Origin of the sequence: Streptomyces sp. NPDC058457, assembly GCF_042720695.1 — a bacterium.
Taxonomy (GTDB): Bacteria; Actinomycetota; Actinomycetes; order Streptomycetales; family Streptomycetaceae; genus Streptomyces.
In genome coordinates this window covers 1-14,258 of sequence record NZ_JBHXLU010000134.1, presented here as the reverse complement: position 1 = coordinate 14,258, position 14,258 = coordinate 1, and the positions used below count along the sequence as shown (strand labels likewise).

13 protein-coding genes are annotated in these 14,258 nt (G+C 70.7%); 5 read left to right on the top strand and 8 right to left on the bottom strand.

Going from position 1 to position 14,258, the window contains the following annotated elements; genetic code table 11:
* Positions 1 to 261: 261 nt before the first annotated feature.
* Both ACFWPS_RS50635 and ACFWPS_RS50630 read right to left on the bottom strand, forming a co-directional pair.
* Positions 262 to 1,506 (bottom strand): DUF3500 domain-containing protein, encoded by a 1,245-nt coding sequence (locus tag ACFWPS_RS50635; RefSeq protein ID WP_383720351.1) that lies wholly within the window; start codon positions 1,504 to 1,506, stop codon positions 262 to 264.
* Positions 1,507 to 1,522: 16 nt separating this feature from the next.
* The gene (locus tag ACFWPS_RS50630; protein ID WP_383720348.1) at positions 1,523 to 2,218 is read right to left on the bottom strand and encodes a FadR/GntR family transcriptional regulator; all 696 of its coding nucleotides are present in this window, start codon (positions 2,216 to 2,218) and stop codon (positions 1,523 to 1,525) included.
* Positions 2,219 to 2,298: 80 nt separating this feature from the next.
* On the opposite strand from ACFWPS_RS50630, the gene ACFWPS_RS50625 reads away from it, so the two are divergent.
* A complete protein-coding gene (locus ACFWPS_RS50625; protein WP_383720347.1) occupies positions 2,299 to 3,168 on the top strand; it encodes a fumarylacetoacetate hydrolase family protein in 870 nt (289 codons plus the stop codon).
* Positions 3,169 to 3,251: 83 nt separating this feature from the next.
* On the opposite strand, the gene ACFWPS_RS50620 is transcribed toward ACFWPS_RS50625, so the two are convergent.
* Entirely contained in the window at positions 3,252 to 4,445 is a 1,194-nt protein-coding gene (locus ACFWPS_RS50620) for an FAD-dependent monooxygenase (RefSeq protein ID WP_383720344.1), read from the bottom strand.
* A gap of 137 nt (positions 4,446 to 4,582) precedes the next feature.
* Here ACFWPS_RS50620 and ACFWPS_RS50615 point away from each other — a divergent pair, with 137 nt between their 5' ends.
* Both ACFWPS_RS50615 and ACFWPS_RS50610 read left to right on the top strand, forming a co-directional pair.
* A complete protein-coding gene (locus ACFWPS_RS50615) occupies positions 4,583 to 5,440 on the top strand; it encodes an IclR family transcriptional regulator (RefSeq protein WP_383720341.1) in 858 nt (285 codons plus the stop codon).
* Positions 5,441 to 5,821: 381 nt separating this feature from the next.
* The gene (locus ACFWPS_RS50610) at positions 5,822 to 6,640 is read left to right on the top strand and encodes an enoyl-CoA hydratase/isomerase family protein (protein WP_383720338.1); all 819 of its coding nucleotides are present in this window, start codon (positions 5,822 to 5,824) and stop codon (positions 6,638 to 6,640) included.
* Between the two features lie 50 nt (positions 6,641 to 6,690).
* On the opposite strand, the gene ACFWPS_RS50605 is transcribed toward ACFWPS_RS50610, so the two are convergent.
* Genes ACFWPS_RS50605 through ACFWPS_RS50590 form a run of 4 tightly spaced genes read right to left on the bottom strand, consistent with a single transcriptional unit; the run spans position 6,691 to position 10,603 of the window.
* Positions 6,691 to 7,527 carry an SDR family oxidoreductase gene (locus ACFWPS_RS50605; protein WP_383720335.1) on the bottom strand — a complete coding sequence of 279 codons (837 nt, stop codon included), beginning with the start codon at positions 7,525 to 7,527 and terminating at the stop codon, positions 6,691 to 6,693.
* A gap of 36 nt (positions 7,528 to 7,563) precedes the next feature.
* On the bottom strand, positions 7,564 to 8,391 hold the full coding sequence (locus ACFWPS_RS50600; protein WP_383720333.1) for an enoyl-CoA hydratase-related protein: 828 nt from the start codon (positions 8,389 to 8,391) through the stop codon (positions 7,564 to 7,566).
* Entirely contained in the window at positions 8,388 to 9,290 is a 903-nt protein-coding gene (locus ACFWPS_RS50595) for a fumarylacetoacetate hydrolase family protein (RefSeq protein ID WP_383720330.1), read from the bottom strand. The genes ACFWPS_RS50600 and ACFWPS_RS50595 overlap by 4 nt, the downstream gene beginning before the upstream one ends.
* Positions 9,291 to 9,307: 17 nt before the next feature.
* Complete coding sequence (locus ACFWPS_RS50590) at positions 9,308 to 10,603, bottom strand: CaiB/BaiF CoA transferase family protein (RefSeq protein ID WP_383720327.1); 1,296 nt, start codon at positions 10,601 to 10,603, stop codon at positions 9,308 to 9,310.
* 489 nt (positions 10,604 to 11,092) lie between these two features.
* On the opposite strand from ACFWPS_RS50590, the gene ACFWPS_RS50585 reads away from it, so the two are divergent.
* Positions 11,093 to 11,845: an IclR family transcriptional regulator gene (locus ACFWPS_RS50585; RefSeq protein ID WP_383720324.1), complete on the top strand. Its 753-nt coding sequence runs from the start codon at positions 11,093 to 11,095 to the stop codon at positions 11,843 to 11,845.
* Positions 11,846 to 11,909: 64 nt separating this feature from the next.
* On the opposite strand, the gene ACFWPS_RS50580 is transcribed toward ACFWPS_RS50585, so the two are convergent.
* Positions 11,910 to 12,719, bottom strand: a complete 810-nt coding sequence (locus ACFWPS_RS50580) for a MarR family winged helix-turn-helix transcriptional regulator (RefSeq protein WP_383720322.1) — start codon at positions 12,717 to 12,719, stop codon at positions 11,910 to 11,912.
* Positions 12,720 to 12,888: 169 nt separating this feature from the next.
* Between ACFWPS_RS50580 and ACFWPS_RS50575 the strand changes: the two genes are divergently transcribed.
* Positions 12,889 to 14,046: an ABC transporter substrate-binding protein gene (locus ACFWPS_RS50575; protein WP_383720319.1), complete on the top strand. Its 1,158-nt coding sequence runs from the start codon at positions 12,889 to 12,891 to the stop codon at positions 14,044 to 14,046.
* The last annotated feature ends 212 nt before the right edge of the window (positions 14,047 to 14,258 follow it).

Below are 14,258 nucleotides of genomic sequence, written 5' to 3'. Positions count from 1 at the left end.
AGCCAGGAGGTGATGTGTCCGGCTGAGCGGCTCTCTGTCATCTGGGCCCACCCCTTGATTCCTGGTCGGCGTGATCAGGACGAACACGGCCCCGCATCACTCGTGCGGCGGTCACCGTCGCAGCATGGCCTGATCCGGAGTGTTGCATACCGAACTGCGCATGGCTCAGCGCGAACAGAACATCAGCAGGCGCCGTGACGATCATGCCGCGGGTTCCTGTCGAAGTCGGCGACATGGCGGGAACGCGCCGGGTGTCTCCGCTCAGGCGTTCCGTGTCTGCCAGTCGCGCACGTAGGAGCGGCCGTAGTCGTTGCCGTGCGGAGTGCGCAGCACGGTGTGGACGTGGAACGGCTTCGGGGTGTCGTAGTCGAGGAAGACACCGCAGTGATGGTCGAGTTCGGCGATGAGGACGGGCGACTGGAGCCGGTAGTAGAAGACGTCTCCTGCCTCGTGACCGCCGATCCAGCCGAACCAGGTCTCGTCGAGGTGGCCGCGGACCTCGCGCATCCGGGCCGCGCGCGGACCCGCCGGCAGCAGGGACACGAACGACTCGGCGATCTCCAGGAGGATCTCCTGGGCCCGTTCGGGCATGTCCCCGGCCAGCAGGCCCTCGAACGGGATCACCCGGTTGTCCTGGAAGGCGCCGGCGAGGTGCCGTTCGTCACCGGGGTGGACGCGGCCGGGCGGCATGGCGGGATCGACCATGTGCCGGTACACGGTCGCGGTGGCTCGCAGGTCCTGCGGAAGTGCACCCATCAGGTCCGTGCCCAGGCGGATCCGGTCGGTGAAGGCGACCGTGCCGGCACGGGGGCCGTCGTCGATCTCGTTGGGCTCGGCACCCAGGAACACCGGACTGACGACCATCCGCCCCTCGACGATCAGGCAGTTCACGGCGCAGTGGTGGCCGAACAGCTGCCAGCCCCACGGAGCCGTGGGGTCGGGGTCACCGTAGAGCGCGAAGTTGTAGCTGAACTCGTTGAGGATCGTCTCCAGGCCCACCACCTCACCGAGGAAGCCGTTGATCAGCATCATGTCGTGTACGAGGCGGAAGCCCTCGGGGCTCAGCGACGCCTCGACCAGGGCGAGGACCCTGCGCCGGACCTCGGGCGGCTGGAACTCCAGGCGGACGCCGGTGTCGAACTGCAGGAACTCCGGGTTGGACCAGGTCTGCCACTCGACCCCGTCCACCGGGTGGAGCAGTCTGGCCCGGGCACTCTCGTCCAACGCCGCCAGCAGGTCCCGCGCCGCGGCGACCATCTCGGTGACGGGAGCCTCCTCGCCGGGGCGGACCGGTTCCCAGGTGTGCACCTCGGGCCGCACCGTGCCGTCCTCGGTCGTTCCTCGGAACTCGGCAAGCTGCAGGGGCTTCCAGCCGTGGATCAGTGCGCCGGTGAACGGATTCGCCCTGGCTGTTTCACGGTACTCGTAAGCGTCCTGGCCCCTGATCGAGGACAGTCGCGCAGAGTCGGGTGCGTAGAGGTACTTGCGGTACTCGGCCGGCGACATGGCGGCTCCCCTGCGGTCAGTCGGTGTGGTTGTGGCGCGCGACGGCCGCACGCACGGCGTCCTCGTCCCCGGCGGCGATCGCCTCCACCAGGTCGGCGTGGACTCGCAGCCGCCTCGCGAGATGGTCGTCGGCGCCGCGGTCGGCGGTGCGCGCGGTGGACGAGGTGAGGTGCCCGAGCGTGCCGACGTAGACAGCGCGGGCCATCGCGTTCGGGCACAGCCGCGCGATGCGCTCATGGAGTGCCCAGTTGGCCCGCATGAAGGCGTCCCAGTCCGGCGCGGCCGCCATGTCGTCCAGTCGGGCCCGCAGCGCCGGGATGTCGTCCACGCCCGCGCACCGGGCGGCTCCCACGGCGATCAACTCCTCCAGGCGGTCCCGGAGTTCGATGGCGTCCGCGACCGTGCCGGGCTCGCCGGTGACGCTGAGCAGGGTGTGCCGCAGCCGGACCACCGGGCTCTGGTCCGCCACGAACAGTCCGCCGCCGCGGCCGGGTCGGATCTCCAGGACCCCGCGGTCACTCAGGAGCCGGACGGCCTCGCTGACCGTGGCACGGGCCAGCCCGGACTCCCGCCGGACCTCCTCGATGGTGCCGACCGGCGAACCGGGGCTCAGACCGCGCATGCGGTCCTCAAGCGCCGCGGCAAGTTGTTCGGCCCGGGTGCCGCCGGGAACTCCGAGGCCGGCCAGCAGGGTGCGTCTCTCGGTGACCATGGCATCATTCAATCATAAACGTTATAATCTTTAGAAGGGCCGGGACGGCGGTGTGCCGTCTCCGAACTCAGGGAGTGCGGATGCGGATCGTCGGAGTGGCGTGCGGCGACGAGGTGCGGGTGGCGAGTCTGTCGCACGACGGCGGAAGGCTCACCGTGATGGCCGGGCTGCGGGAGTTCTGGGCCGACCCCGAAGCCTGGCTGGCCCGCCCGACGACCGACGGGAGCGTGCCCGCCGGAGACGCGCGACTGGTACCGCCGGTGCTGCCGGAGGCACAGATGCTGTGCGTGGGACTGAACTACCTCGAACACGTCGCCGAAGGCTCCTACCGGGACCGGCAACTGCCCGAGCACCCCACGTTGTTCGCACGGTGGACGCGGTCGCTGACGGTCGGCGGGGCCGCCATCCCCGTGCCTCTGACCGAGGACGGCCTGGACTGGGAAGGCGAGATCGTGGCCTGGGTGGGCCGGAGGCTGGTGGACGCGGATCCCGCCGAGGCACTCGACGCGGTGGTCGGCTACTCGACGTTCAACGACGTGACCGCACGGCGGGCGCAGAAACTGACCTCGCAGTGGATCCTCGGGAAGAACGCCGACCGATCCGGACCGCTGGGCCCCATGGTGCCCGCCGGTGAGGTGGGTGACCTGCGGGACGGGCTGCGGCTGCGGACCCGGGTCAACGGCACGACCGTCCAGGACGCCTCCACCAGCCAGATGATCCATCATGTGGGCGAGACCCTGGCCCACATCTCCCGCACCATCACACTGCAACCCGGAGACCTGCTGGCCACCGGCACCCCGTCGGGCGTCGGATACGCCCGCACGCCGCCCTGGCTGCTTCGGCCCGGTGACGTGGTGGAGGTCGAGGTCGAGCGCCTCGGGATCCTGCGCAACACGATCGTGGGCGGGGAGCACCGCGGAAACAGCCCTGTCCGGAATTCGGCCGGTTGACGACGTCCGGGTCTTCAACGCATGGACTTCCGCGTCGAGTTGTGCCGAGCGTGCTCGGCGGACCCACCCCGTTCCGCCGGGTGTCACGAGACGGGCACCTCCTCGGCGTCGTAGCCGTAGATCCAGCCGTTGCCCACCAGCGGGTCGGAACCCGCCAGTGCCGTGTCGCGGGCCTGCTGGTCGGGGCCGTCGGGCAGGTGGTTGATGTCCCGGCGGGCGTGACTGATCTGCTGGAGGCGCGTGGTGCGTTCCACGCGCACCGACTCATACCGCTTCAACGCCTGCTCGGGATCGTCCGCCGATCCGGCCAGGCAGCGCGCCAGCACAGCGGCGTCCTCGATGGCCTGGGCCGCGCCCTGGGCGAAGAAGGGGAACATGGGATGTGCGGCATCTCCGAGCAGGGTGGCCCGGCCCCGGCTCCAGTGCCGCAGCGGCGCCCGGTCCAGCAGGGCCCAGCGGCCGGGGACGCCGCCGGCGGCGATGAGGTCCGTGACCCGCGGGTCCCAGCCGGCGAACTCGGCGTGGAACTCCTCGGTCGTGGCCTTCGCGCTCCACGACTCGTCGGTGTAGTCACCCGCGGGGGCGAAGGCGACGACGTTGACGGCCTGTCCGCCGTTGATCGGATAGTGCACGAAGTGCCGTCCGGGACCGAGCCAGAGGGTCTGGGCGGGGCGCAGGGCGAAGCCGGGTGCGGCGTCGGCGGGCACGGTGGTGCGGAAGGCGCAGATGCCGGAGTACTCCGGCGGCGCGGGCTCGGCGACCATGCTCCGGACGACGGAGTGCACACCGTCGGCGCCGATGACGACGTCCGCCTCGCTGCGGCTGCCGTCGGCGAAGTTCAGCAGTACGCCGTGCGGGCTCTCGTCGACCGAGGTGCAGCGGGCGCCCAGGCGGATCCAGTCGCCGGGTACGGCCGACTTGACGGTGTCGAGCAGGTCGGCCCGGTGGACGACGTAGGTGCGCTCGCCGTAGAGCCGCTCGCACACGTCGCTGAGCTTCTCCACCGAGAGCACGCCGCCGTCCGCCCAGCGGCGGAACTCCCAGCCCCAGTCCAGTGGAACGGCCCGGCGCAGGAAGTGTTCCATGACGCCGAGCCGGCGCAGCAGCCGTGCGGCGTTGGGGGCCACGACGAGTCCGGCGCCGACCTCACCGAGTGCGGGCGCCTGCTCGTGGACGGTGGCGCTCAGCCCCGCCCGGCGCAGGAAGGCCGCGGCGGCCAGACCGCCGATGCCACCCCCGACGATGGCGATCCGCGGGCCGGGCACATGTATGGGCATGGTTCCACTCCTCTGCTTCGAGGGCGAGCGTCCTGGTGACGCTCGGATCCTCGCCGAGGCCCTGGCACCGCCGAAAGGGCTATTGTCCATTGAATGGACATAGTATTTCGGCGGCTGTCTCCGGCGGTGGAGGGCTGATGCCGCGTACCGGTCAGCCCGGTCGCAGTGTGAGTTCGCGGCTGCTCGACGTGCTCTTCGCGTTCCGGCCCGGCCGGTCACGCCTGTCCCTGGCCGACCTGACCAGGGACACCGGACTGCCCCATGCGACGGTGCGACGGCTGGCCCTGGAACTCGTCGAGGCGGGGGTGCTGGAGCGGGCGTCGGACGGCAGGTTCACCGTGGGCATCCGGTTGTGGCAGCTGGGCACGCTGGCGCCACTGAGCGTCCCGCTGCGGACGGCCGCGCTCCCGTTCATGGACGACCTGCACACCGCGCTGCGCCAGCACGTGCAACTCGCGGTGCTGGAGGGTACCGAGGCGGTGCTCGTCGAACGGCTGTCGGCGGGCCACGCGGTGGACGTCATGTCGAAGATCGGCGGAAGGCTGCCTCTGCACTGTTCCGGCGTGGGCAAGGTACTGCTCGCCCACGCCGACCCCGAGCTGGTCGAGCAGGTCATCGCACGAGGTCTGCCCCCGTACACCGAACGCACCGTCACCGATCCCGCGCGGTTGCTGGAACAGCTGGACGAGTGCCGCGAGACCGGCGTGGCCGTCGTCCGCCAGGAGACGACACACGGCGCCGACTCGGTGGCCACCCGTGTCCTCGACGCCGAGGGCAGGGTCGTCGCCGCCTTGTCTGTCGTCGTAAGCGCCGGTTCGGTCGATCTGCGGACCGTGAGGCCGGCGATCATCGCCACGGGCCTCGCCGTCTCCCGCCGACTGGGTTGGCATCCCTCGGCGGGAGTGGACCGGGCACGGGTGTACGGCCCGGCTGACGCTCCCAACGGGGACCTGTCCGGGGGAACCTCGCCGGCTGTTCGGCCGGAGCAGGCGTGACAGACAAGCGGAGCGGCGGGCGAGTTCGGCAGGGCGTGCGCCTCATGGACCGTGACCCTCCGATGAGGCACTTGATCTTCGGCTCTTGACCACGTGCCCGATCGGGCCTAGCTTCAGTTGGACCATTAGCCGGTCAATCGGTCCATATAGCGGACCTCTCCGGCGATCCGGATTCACGTTCACGGCGACCGCCGCACCCATGCGTACGACAGGAAGCAGGCGGGTCGGCCCTGCCGCGCCGCCGTCCGTGGGGAGGTACGCGGTCCCGCCGCCGCTGCCGATCACACCCTCGCCCGGCTCTACGAACTGCCCCGGGCGTTCACACGTGCCGGCCCGGCCGCCACCACTCCCGCCATGGACCGCTCCGAAGGGACGACTCCGATGACATCACCGGTCCGTATCGAGTACGAGGGCGACGGTGCCCTCGCGGTCGTCGTGCTCGACAGTCCGCCGCTGAACCTCTTCGACGAAGCGGTGTTCACCGCATGGGAGCAGGTTGTCGACGAACTTGCCGCCGTCACCGATCCGGCCCGCCTCGGTCGTGCCAGGGCGGTGCTGGTCGAGGCACGGGGCAAAGTCGTCTCCGGTGGCGTCGACGTGGCGACGTTCGCCGCGATCGCGGACAGCCCGGGTGCGGTGCAGCGCGCCGGTTCCCTGTTCGGACGACTGCTGCGAATCGTCCAGGCGTTGGAGGAACTGCCGGTTCCGACGGTCTTCGCCGCGCACGGGCTGACCCTCACCGCGGCGTTCGAGATCGCACTGGGGTGCGACATCCTGCTGGCCGCCGAGTCCGCGTCGTTCGGGCTGGTGGAGATCGTCGTAGGACTGACACCCTCGATGGGAGGGCCCCAGCGGCTGGCCGAGCGCGCCGGGCCGGCCAGAGCCCGTGAGCTGGTCTACACAGGGGAGCGCTATCCGGCGGCAACCCTGGAGCGCTGGAACGTGGTGAACCGGGTGCTCCCCGACGCAGGGTTCGCCGAGGCCGCACGGGAGTACGCGCTGCGCGTCGCCGCGGGCCCCACCTGCGCCCACGCGGCGACCAAACGACTGGTCGCGACGGCGGTCCGCGACGGTGTGCGGGCCGCGGACGACGCCGTACCGGCGGTCTCCGGCGCGCTCTTCGCCACCGACGACCTGTGCGACGCGGTCGCCTCGTTCCTCCGCGACGGCCCCGGCAAGGCGACGTACCAGGGCCGATGATGCCTGCCCCACCGCTCGGGGGCCGGAGCACCGGCCGCACCCCCGAGCGTTCACCCCGCCTGCGGCGGATCCACGAAGAAGTCGAGCTCCGGATGCTCTCCCCCGCCGTACCCCGCCAGATCCTTGACGCCGGCTTCGGCCAGGACGTCGGCATCGATGAGGGTCTCGCCGGTCCGCTCGCGGGGCGGGCGTGAGAACACGGCGAGGGCCGCGTCCGCCATGATCTCGGGACTCCTCGACCGGGAGACGGCGTTCTCGCCGCCGAGGACGTTGGAGACGGCGGCGGTCGCGATCATGGTCTGTGGCCAGAGACAGTTGGCGGCGATGCCTTCCTCCGCGAACTCGGACGCCCAGCCGAGGGTGAGCAGCGTCATGCCGTACTTGGAGACGGTGTAGCCGGGGTGGGCGCCCAGCCAGCGCGGGGCGAGGTTGAGCGGCGGCGACAGGGTCAGGATGTGCGCCTGGTCGGACCGCTTCAGGTACGGCAGGCAGGTCCTGGTCAGCAGGAACGTGCCCCTGCTGTTGATCGACTGCATGAGGTCGAACCGCTTGAGAGGCAGTTCCCCGGTGCCCCGCACGTCGAGGGCGCTGGCGTTGTTGACGCAGATGTCGACGCCTCCGAACCGGTCGACCGCGGTGGCGACCGCGCGCTCGACATCTGCCTCCTCGCGGACGTCGCCGACCACCGCGACAGCGGATCCACCCGCCGCCTCGATGGCGGCGACCGCCGTGTGCACGGTGCCCGGCAGTCTCGGGTCGGGTGTGTCGGTCTTGGCCAGGAACACCGCGTTGGCGCCCGCACGGGCCGCGGCGGTGAGGATGGCCAGTCCGATGCCACGGCTGCCGCCGGACATCACGATGGTCCGGCCCTTCAGTGACGTCCCCATGCCGGGGTGCTCCCGTCGTCGGTCTTCCGTTGGGTGTCAGCGGCCCGCGAAGCGCGGGGACCGCTTCTCCAGGAAGGCGAGGGCGCCTTCCTGGAGGTCGTGCGAGGTGCGGCAGCGGGCGACGGCCTCGATCGCGCGGCCGAGCGCGGCGCCGCCCGCCGCTTCGTCGCCCTCGCCGAGGCGGCGGACGGCCTGTACGGACGCCTTGGCGGCGCGCACCGACAGAGGTGCGTTCGCCGCGATGGTCGCGGCGAGTTCGTCGACGGCCTCGCCCAGTTCGCCGGGTTCGGCGAGCCGGTCCACCAGCCCCATGGCGTGTGCCTCCGCGGCCGGGACGCGGCGGCCGGTGAACAGCAGGTCGCTCGCGGCGGCCGGTCCCACGGTCTGGACGAGTGCGGCGGTCTGCTCCAGGGGGTACCCGACGCCCAGCCGGGCGGCCGGGATGGCCAGGACGCTGCGGGTGTCCGCACAGCGCAGGTCCGCCCCCAGGGCGAGGGCCATGCCCGCGCCCAGACAGTAGCCGTGGATACGGGCGATGACGGGTACGGAGAGCGCGGACAGCCGTGTGAAGAGCGTCGTGGCCGCGTCGTCCGCCGCCCGTCGTGCGGCATCGTCCCGCAGGCCGGGGAACTCGCTGATGTCCGCGCCGGACACGAACGCCTGCTCACCGGCGCCGCGCAGGACGACCACGCGCACCTCCGGGTCCTCGTCCATCGCCTGCAGCACGACGGCGAGTTCGGTCATCATCGCCACGGACAGTGCGTTGTGCCGACCCGGATTACTGATCTCCACGGTGCCGACGGCGTCCCGTACCGCGGCACGGATGCGTGGTGCGGTGGCCGCGACGGTCGTCCGGCCGGTCATCCGGTCTTCTCGTCCACGAAGCGGTTGCGCAGTGCGCCGATCCCCTCGATACGCACCTCGAACTCGCAGCCATGACGCAACAGGACCTTCGGCTCACGCACGAACCCCACCCCCGCAGGAGTACCGGTAAGGATCACATCGCCCGGCTCCAGAGTCATCACGGTGGTGATGTACGCCAGCAGTTCCGGTACTCCGAAAAGGAGTTGGGAAGTACGGTCGTCCTGGAGCACCTCCCCGTCGAGCGTGCCCCTGATGGCGAGGTCGGGCCGTACGCCGCCGAGCCTGGCGGCCGGCACGACGACCGGACCGAGGGGGGTGAGACCGTCCCATGCCTTGCCCGCGACCCGCTGCGTCGTGTGGAACTGGAAGTCGCGGACCGAGACGTCGTTGGCCGCGGTGTACCCGAAGACGACGCTCTCCGCGTCGTCGAGCGCGATCCTTCGCGCACGTGTGCCGATGACCACGGCGAGTTCGCTCTCGTAGTCGATCTGGTCCGACTCCGGGGGCAGCGCCACGTCGGCGAAGGGCGCCGCCAGCGAGGTGTGCCACTTCGGGAACAGGTCGGGATGAGCCGGTCCGGCGTCACGGCCGCCCTCGCGCACGTGCGTGAGGTAGTTCTGGCCGATGCAGATGACCTTGCCCGGTCGGCCGACCGGACTCAGGAGCCGATGGTCCGGCGCGTCGATCAAGGCGCCCGCCTCGATGGCCGATAGATCGCCCCCGGCCGCTTCGAGCAGCGCGGGCAGGTCCTCGAACACCTGGCCGTCCACCAGGGCCAGGCGCGCGTTCGCCGCTCCGTCCCGCCACAGCGCGACCACGGGGCCGGCGCCGTGCAGGACCCGGGCAAGACCGAGACCGTCCGTCCAGTCCACCGGTGCCGTCCATGCCGCAGTGGTCATAAAGGTGCCCTCCTGGTTCATTTCCGCGCCTCGGCGCTGCGGTCGGCCGAGGTGTCGGCCTCCGTCCCCGCGCGAGCGCCGCCGATCACGGCCTCGCCGGCCTTGGGCACACCGACGACCCCGGCCTCGGCCAGGGCGGCGATGCGCTCGTCGTCGTATCCCAGCCCTGTGAGAACCGCGACCGTGTCCGCGCCCACTCCGGGCGCACGGCCACGGGCACGCGGCGCCCCGTCGGCGACGATGGGGGTGTTCACGATCGTCGGCTGCGCGAAGCGGTCCTCGTCGTGCACGAACAGGCCCCGTACGGCGAACTGTTCATCGGTGACGATGTCGCCGATGCCGTTGACCGGACCGCAGGGGACCCCCGCGGTGCGGAGCACGCCCATCCAGTGATCCCGGGGAGCCGTGGCGAAGCGTCCCTGAATGATCTCCGCCAGTGGCGCCCGGTGGAGGAAGCGCTCGTACTCCGTCGCGAAGCGTGGATCACCGCGCAGATCGAGTTCCAGGACCGTGCAGAGCGATTCCCAGGCCCGGTCGACCGCACCGAGGACGAGGGTTGCGCCGTCCTGGCAGGTGAACGCCTCATAGGGGGCGGCCAGGCGGTGTGCCGTGCCCAGCGGGGCCGGTTCCACACCGGTCGCCACATAGTCGGCGACCTCCCACATCGACCAGGCGGCCACCGCGTCCGCGAGCGCGACGTCGATGTACGCCCCGCCGCCGCCGGCGCGTGCGCGCAGCAGGGCGGCCAGGACCCCGATCGCGCCCCACATGCCGGTCCCCACGTCGGACACGGGGAACCCCGCCTTGGCCAGCCGCCCGTCCGTGGTCCCGGTGACCGACAACAGCCCGCTGTAGGCCTGCGCGATCAGGTCGATGCCCTTCGCGTCCCGCATCGGCCCGAACTGTCCGAAGCCCGAGATGGAGCAGTAGACGAGGTCGGGACAGTCGAGGCGCAGATCCTCGTAGCCCAGCCCGAGCCGCGCCATCGCGCCGGCCCGGAAGTTCTCCACCAGGACATCGCTGCGCCGTGCCAGGGACCGCACGATCTCAGCACCCGCGGGCGACTTCATGTCGACCGCGAGACTCCCCTTGTCGCGATGTGTCAGATCGAAGGGGATCGGCCTGCGGTCCGGGCCCAACCGCCGTGCGCGCATACGGTCACCCGTGACCGGTTCGATCTTGAGGACCTCCGCGCCGAGGTCGGAAAGGATGGTCGTGCAGTACGGGCCGGCCAGGGCCCCCGTCACATCAAGGATCCGCACGCCCCGCAGGAAGGCCGAACCGGGCCCGGCGGACTCCGCTGTCGCTGTCATGGTGCCCTTCCATCTCCGCTTCGGTCCACATTACGGACCACTGAACCGCCAGGAGGACCATTGGCAAAGTTAGGCACGGGATTCCAGGAGCGTCAAGCGAATGAACCTGGTGTTCCCGGGTCCGCGAGCCTGATGCCGTCTGACACACCGCTTTCCGGGGCCGCCAGCCCGACGGACCCGGGACGGCACGGATGGCAGAGGTCCGCCGCCGTCCGACCGGCGGGCGCGGCGACGCGGCCGCATTCCGCTCCTGCGCGTGGAGCCGGGTCGCCCTCGTCGGGCCCGCCCACCACGCGGGGCGCCGGAACGCCGAACGCGAATGACCACAGAGCCGAACCTGTCGGGTGCGCGACGAGCGCTTCGCTCGGTCCGACGGACGGGTCCGGCGGCCCCGTCCAGGGCGGGACACCTCCGGTGCGCCGCCCGGCCGATGTGGGACCATCACGGGGAGAGTCGCCCAGCGAGACACCCGGAAACGAGGGGAGGACGATGCGGAGCGTCACCACCGCGCTGCAGGTACTGGAGGCCGTGGCGGTCAACCAGCCGGTCGGGCTGAGCGCACTGACCCGTGCCCTCGGTCTGCCGAAGACCACCGTGCAGCGCAGCCTGACGACCCTCGCGGATTCCGGCTGGATCGAACAGCAGGCGAGCACGGGCCGGTGGCAGGTCGGTGTCCGCGCCTTCGTCGTAGGCAGCGCCGTCAGCGCCCGCGGCGGGCTGCGCCCCACCGCGCTGCCCATGATGCGGGAACTGGGCGTCGAAGTCGGCGAAACGGTGCACCTGATGGTTCCCGCCGGCCGGGAAGTCGTCCTCGTCGAACGCGTTGACAGCCCCCAGCCCGTCCGGGCCGTCGCACCTCTCGGGTCACGGGGACCACTGCACGCCACGTCGAACGGCAAAGCCGTCCTCGCCGCCCTGCCGCCGGAGGAGGTGGACGCGTACCTCACCGGCGGCCTGCACGCCGTCACCCCGCACACGATCACCGATCCCCACCGGCTACGGACCGAGCTCCGCGGCATCGTCGAGGCCGGATACTCCGTCTGCCAGGAGGAGTTCGAAGCAGGCGTCGTCTCTGTCGGAGCCGCCATCCGCCCCGGACACGGCCGCCCGATCGCCTCGCTGTCCATCTCGTGCCCGAAGAGCCGCATGCCTCCTGAACTCCTCGCACCGTATGGCGAGAAGGTCCGCCGCACCGCAGAGGCCATCGCCGACGCCCTGCCCGTCGACACCGACGCAGTCTGACCCTGTCCGGCCACGGCCTTGGGCGGCGGAGCGGGGTCGACGAGGAGCGCGCCTCGTTCGCGGGCTATGAAACGTCGCGCCTTTGACGCTTGGTCTGGCGCGATGCGACAGACAGCGGTTCGTACGCGGGCCACCGCTCGCGCAGGCGGCTGAACCGGGTCTGGGCCTGACGACGGTCGGGCATACCGAGCGCCGCGGCGACCTGCTCCCAGGTCTGCCCCTGGGCGCGGGCCTGGTCGATGAGCTGCAGTTCTCTGAAGTCAATTCCGCTGCGGGCGGCGGAGATCCGGGCCAAGCGGGCCGTGGCGTCCTCGCCGGCCAGAGTCTCACCAGACACCTCGGCGTCCTCATGATGAGGACCGGCTTGGGCTTGCGGGAGATCCAGGGGGTCATCATTTTGATGACGCTCCTTGAGTATCTTGCAGATCTCCGGCCGCAGGAGTGCCGTACAGATCCCCTCCAGCTCGTCGAGCTGGAGGGAGCCCAGTGCGTCGAAGACCGCCGAGCGCACCGCCGCCACATGGCCCGGCGCGGCGGCCACCACCTTGGCATAACCCGCGTCGGTCAGTACGGCGTTGTTGCCCCGTCCGTCCTCGGCGGCGCGCTCACGACGGACCCACCCCCGGCGCTCCAGGCTCGCCACATGATGGGACAGGCGTGAGCGGGAGCCGTGCGCCATGCACGCCAGGTCGGTCATGCGCATGGCCCGATCCGGCGCCTCCGACAGCGCGGAGAGGATCCCGTACCCGAACTGTGTCAGATCGGCGTCACGCTGCAGCTGCGCCTCCAGCTCATCGGGCAGCAAGAAGAGTACGGCCGCGAAGAGCCGCCACACCCGCTCTTCACGCTCGGTCAACCACGGCACCTGTTCCACCGCACCGACGATACGAGAGTCCCGCCGGTAACGGGCGGGCGGTGCCGGGTATTTAACTCCTCAAGTATATATCCGTAGCGTCGTCGGCAGGTACTTGAAGTTTCATCCGCGCAGATGAAGATCCAGTCGCGTAGGCGCGGATTCAGTGGCGCAGGAAAGGCTCGGTTCCATGACCTCATTCAGCAGGCGGCGGATACTCGGCGGCGCGGGTGCCGCACTCGGCGCGGCGGCGCTCGGCGCGACGGTCACCGACAGCGCCGCCGCGGCGAGCGCGGGCAAGGCGATCCCGGCGTTCCGCCCGGGCAGCCACCCGCGAGAGGAGAAGAAGTCGCTCGACGAGCTGTATGCCGACGCCAGACAGGAGGGCGGCGAGCTCGTCATCTACGCCGGCGGCGACCTCGCCGATCTGTGGGACGCGACAAAGCAGGCGTTCCTGTCGCAGTTCCCCGGCCTCAAGCTCACCATGGTCGTCGACTACAGCAAGTACCACGAGGTACGCGTCGACAACCAGTTCGCCACGGACACACTCGTGCCCGACCTGGTGCAACTGCAGACCGTGCAGGACTTCCCCCGCTGGAAGGACATGGGGGAACTGCTGTCGTACAAGCCGGCCGGCTTCTCGGCTCTGTACCCTCAGTTCAGGGACCCGGACGGTGCCTGGGTGAGCACCGGGGTCTTCGCCTTCAGCTACATGTACGACCAGACCCTCGGCAGCGGTGGCCCTGCCACACCGCGGGAGCTGGTCAACTCGCGATGGCGGGGCGCCATCGCCTCCTCCTACCCGAACGACGACGACGCGGTCCTGTACCTCTACAAGCTCTACACGGAGGCCTACGGCTGGGACTGGGTGCGCCGACTCGCCGCGCAGGAGGTCGAGTTCGCCCGGGGTAGCTTCACCCCGATCTTCTCGGTCTCGGGCAAGCAGAAGCTGATCGGTATCGGCGGCGCCGGTTCGTTGACCGCACCCGTCGCACCCGGTGTCCAGTGGGCCGTGCCAGACGGCCACCCGTTCATGGCATGGGGGCAGCGGGCGGCGATCCTCGCCCGGGCCAAGCACCCGGCCGCAGCCAAGCTCTACCTCAACTGGCAGCTCTCGCGGGCCGTGCAGGAGCAGTCCGCAACCGGCTGGTCCGTGCGGACCGACGTCACACCGGCGGGCGGTCTCAAGCCGATCTGGGAATACCCGAACGCCCATCTCGACGGATTCCCGCATTTCATGGCGGACCGCGCCGAGGCAGAACGCTGGAGGCAGACCTTCACCCTCTACTTCGGCGAGGTACAGGGCGCGCCCACACCGGGCTCACTCGGGCTCCACCCCGGCCGGTAGTCCCGGGAAGCCCGCGGGCGACGCCGACTCGGCGGCACCCGCCGTCGCCGTGGGAGGACAAGCGGCCCGCAGATCGTCCGCCAGTACATCGAACAGCAGGACCTCCACTGCCAAGGTACCCGTCTCCAAGTGGCCCGTCGGAACTTGAGGCGTGTTCGTCCCCGGCGCAACCTCCGGGGCCTTCCGCAGGAGTCCCGTGTGAGGTGAATGGG

What these genes read in the sequence shown, in the direction of transcription:
- ACFWPS_RS50585 (WP_383720324.1), top strand. Translation starts at nt 11,093, where the DNA reads ATGCGGAGCGTCACCACCGCGCTGCAGGTACTGGAGGCCGTGGCGGTC.
- ACFWPS_RS50620 (WP_383720344.1), bottom strand. Translation starts at nt 4,445, where the DNA reads ATGCCCATACATGTGCCCGGCCCGCGGATCGCCATCGTCGGGGGTGGC.
- ACFWPS_RS50610 (WP_383720338.1), top strand. Translation starts at nt 5,822, where the DNA reads ATGACATCACCGGTCCGTATCGAGTACGAGGGCGACGGTGCCCTCGCG.
- ACFWPS_RS50605 (WP_383720335.1), bottom strand. Translation starts at nt 7,527, where the DNA reads ATGGGGACGTCACTGAAGGGCCGGACCATCGTGATGTCCGGCGGCAGC.
- ACFWPS_RS50625 (WP_383720347.1), top strand. Translation starts at nt 2,299, where the DNA reads ATGCGGATCGTCGGAGTGGCGTGCGGCGACGAGGTGCGGGTGGCGAGT.
- ACFWPS_RS50615 (WP_383720341.1), top strand. Translation starts at nt 4,583, where the DNA reads ATGCCGCGTACCGGTCAGCCCGGTCGCAGTGTGAGTTCGCGGCTGCTC.
- ACFWPS_RS50575 (WP_383720319.1), top strand. Translation starts at nt 12,889, where the DNA reads ATGACCTCATTCAGCAGGCGGCGGATACTCGGCGGCGCGGGTGCCGCA.
- ACFWPS_RS50630 (WP_383720348.1), bottom strand. Translation starts at nt 2,218, where the DNA reads ATGGTCACCGAGAGACGCACCCTGCTGGCCGGCCTCGGAGTTCCCGGC.
- ACFWPS_RS50600 (WP_383720333.1), bottom strand. Translation starts at nt 8,391, where the DNA reads ATGACCGGCCGGACGACCGTCGCGGCCACCGCACCACGCATCCGTGCC.
- ACFWPS_RS50590 (WP_383720327.1), bottom strand. Translation starts at nt 10,603, where the DNA reads ATGACAGCGACAGCGGAGTCCGCCGGGCCCGGTTCGGCCTTCCTGCGG.
- ACFWPS_RS50635 (WP_383720351.1), bottom strand. Translation starts at nt 1,506, where the DNA reads ATGTCGCCGGCCGAGTACCGCAAGTACCTCTACGCACCCGACTCTGCG.
- ACFWPS_RS50595 (WP_383720330.1), bottom strand. Translation starts at nt 9,290, where the DNA reads ATGACCACTGCGGCATGGACGGCACCGGTGGACTGGACGGACGGTCTC.